Genomic DNA, 2,438 nt, shown 5'->3' with positions numbered 1-2,438 from the left:
GGATTACTTTTTTTATTGATTAAGGTCTTCTTAATCAGTCTGAGGTAGCTTCTTACTGCTCTCAGTAGAGATTATAGCCATTTATTGGCTATATCTGAATAGATTTTGTTTAAAGTTTTCTAATACTTATTTATTGAGATGATTTTTAATCATCATATGAAGTTAACCGTAAATACCACAAAAATCAAATAAAAAAGAGAGCCACTTAGGCAGCTCTCTAGATCATCAGGGTGCATCTACTTACCACAGCATATCATTTTAGGTACGCGGGTTGTCACCAGGTTTTATATGAAGATTCTGTGAAGAAACACCGGGAAAATACTTAGTTGGGTTGGCAATACTGCGTAGGTTTTTAATATTTGTAGGTTGGGTTGAGCCAATGCGTTACCCAACAAACCCAGCAGAATGTTGGGTTTCGTTCCTCAACCCAACCTACACATTTTTTATTTTTTTGCCAAAACCTACGCAGTATTGGGGGGGGTTGGGGGGATCTCCAAAGACTGAGGTGCTTAAAGAAAGGTTTGAAAACACGCCCTAGGCGTTGAGTTTGTTCTCTATCAATTCGTTAGTCAGCTTAGGATCAGCACGTTTACCTGTCTTTTTCAGAACTTGTCCCACAAAGAAGCCTTTGAGGTTGGTGTTACCGTTGCGATACTTTTCTAGTTCTTTGGGATTGGCGGCTATGACTTCATCCACGATGGGTTCCAGTACACTAGGATCGGTAATTAACTCAAGACCTGCAAAGGCTTTCTCAGGAGAAATACCACTGAGCAAATCTGGCAGCTTTTCTTTAGCTTGAGCATTACTAATTTTGCCAGTTTCAATGCGAGTGATAATATCTGCTAAATTGGTGGGAGTCAGGGCGATTTCAGTAATAGTGAGTTTTTGCTTATTGAGGTGTGCGGCAATATCTTGAGTAATCCAGTTAGCAGCAGCTTTGGCATTTGCTCCAGATGCGATCGCAGTTTCAAAATATTCTGCTACTGGACGATCTTCTGTCAATACTCGCGCATCGTAAGGGGAAAGCCCCAATTCCCTTTCGTAATGATGGCGTTTTTGGGCTGGTAATTCTGGTAGTTCGCTGCGCCATTGTTCTAATTGTTCATTTGACACCTCAATGGGTGCTAAATCTGGTTCAGGGAAGTAGCGGTAATCGCTAGAACCCTCCTTAATCCGCATACTACTTGTGCGTTGAGTGCCTTCTTCCCAGAGACGAGTTTCTTGGATAATGCGATCGCCTGCTTCGATCGCAGCGATTTGGCGCTCAATTTCGTAGTCAATCGCCCGTTGAATGGCGCTAAAGGAGTTCATGTTTTTAATTTCTACCTTAGTGCCAAATTTCTCTCGTCCCACTGGACGTACAGAAATGTTGACATCACAGCGCAGAGATCCTTCTTGCATATTGCCGTCACTCACGCCGAGATACCGAACAATCCGGCGCAATTCTTCGGCATATTCAGCCGCTTCTAATCCAGAACGCAAATCAGGTTCTGAGACAATTTCGACTAACGGGATGCCTGCGCGATTGTAATCTACCAGAGAATAGGAAGAACCAGAAAGGCGATCACTACCTGCGTGTACCAATTTTCCTGCATCTTCTTCCATGTGCAGACGTGTAATACCAATGCGTTTGCGAGTGGGATTCCCGTCAGCATCTACCAACTCAATTTCTAGCCATCCATGTTCTGCGATCGGCAGATCATATTGAGAAATTTGGTAATTTTTCGGTAAATCTGGATAAAAATACTGTTTTCGGTCAAATTTGCTATGTTTAGCGATTTGACAATTTAGTGCCAAACCAGCCTTGACGGCGTATTCTAATACTTTTTGATTGAGTACAGGTAAGACTCCAGGTAAACCCATACAAACCGGGTCAATATTAGTATTGGGGTCAGCACCGAATGCCGTGGAACTATTAGAGAAAATCTTGGTATTGGTACTCAGCTGACAATGGGTTTCTAGACCAATAATCGCTTCATACTCAGTTTTTAGGATCGTAGCAATGGTCATAATATCAATATTTTGGGCATAATCCTTGTAGTGCTACTATTGTAGCGGCGTATTGAGTTGCCCCGAAGACGGTTATTTGGGTGATCAATTGTCTTTTGCGATCGCACTAGTACCGTGCGGCGTAAATACGCCGACCATTTCTCAAGACTGCAAATGATGATTGTTTTAAGGTTCATCATGGTGGGTTTATTTCCGCCATGCTGTACTAGTGAAACAGGGCTATTTGATTCTCACCTAGCCCGCCTCAGAATGAATTCTGAGTCTAATAGCGAAAGTCGTCTTTAGACGACTGAGAAAAGCTTATAGTTCCAAATCTCATAGTCAAATATAGTCAGACGTTTGAAATTTAGGTTTAAGCTACCCCAAATTCAGGATGGACATCCTTGGATATTGGGATTAGTGGCCTTGGATGTACTACCAGACATCCC

At 42.4% G+C, this 2,438-nt stretch carries 2 protein-coding genes; both read right to left on the bottom strand.

Going from position 1 to position 2,438, the window contains the following annotated elements; all coding sequences use genetic code 11:
- Nucleotides 1-534 precede the first annotated feature (534 nt).
- On the bottom strand, nt 535-2,010 hold the full coding sequence (gene gatB, locus LC605_RS32520; RefSeq protein ID WP_229551478.1) for an Asp-tRNA(Asn)/Glu-tRNA(Gln) amidotransferase subunit GatB: 1,476 nt from the start codon (nt 2,008-2,010) through the stop codon (nt 535-537).
- Complete coding sequence (locus tag LC605_RS32515; RefSeq protein WP_229551477.1) at nt 2,007-2,189, bottom strand: hypothetical protein; 183 nt, start codon at nt 2,187-2,189, stop codon at nt 2,007-2,009. The genes gatB and LC605_RS32515 overlap by 4 nt, the downstream gene beginning before the upstream one ends.
- Between the last annotated feature and the right edge of the window lie 249 nt (nt 2,190-2,438).

The sequence above is a fragment of the Nostoc sp. CHAB 5836 genome (assembly GCF_020829445.1).
Taxonomy (GTDB): Bacteria; Cyanobacteriota; Cyanobacteriia; order Cyanobacteriales; family Nostocaceae; genus Nostoc.
This window is presented reverse-complemented; position numbering and strand designations above follow the sequence as displayed.

Bases quoted from the DNA above. Each gene is read 5' to 3' on its own strand.
- gatB (WP_229551478.1), bottom strand. From the start codon at position 2,010: ATGACCATTGCTACGATCCTAAAAACTGAGTATGAAGCGATTATTGGT.
- LC605_RS32515 (WP_229551477.1), bottom strand. From the start codon at position 2,189: ATGATGAACCTTAAAACAATCATCATTTGCAGTCTTGAGAAATGGTCG.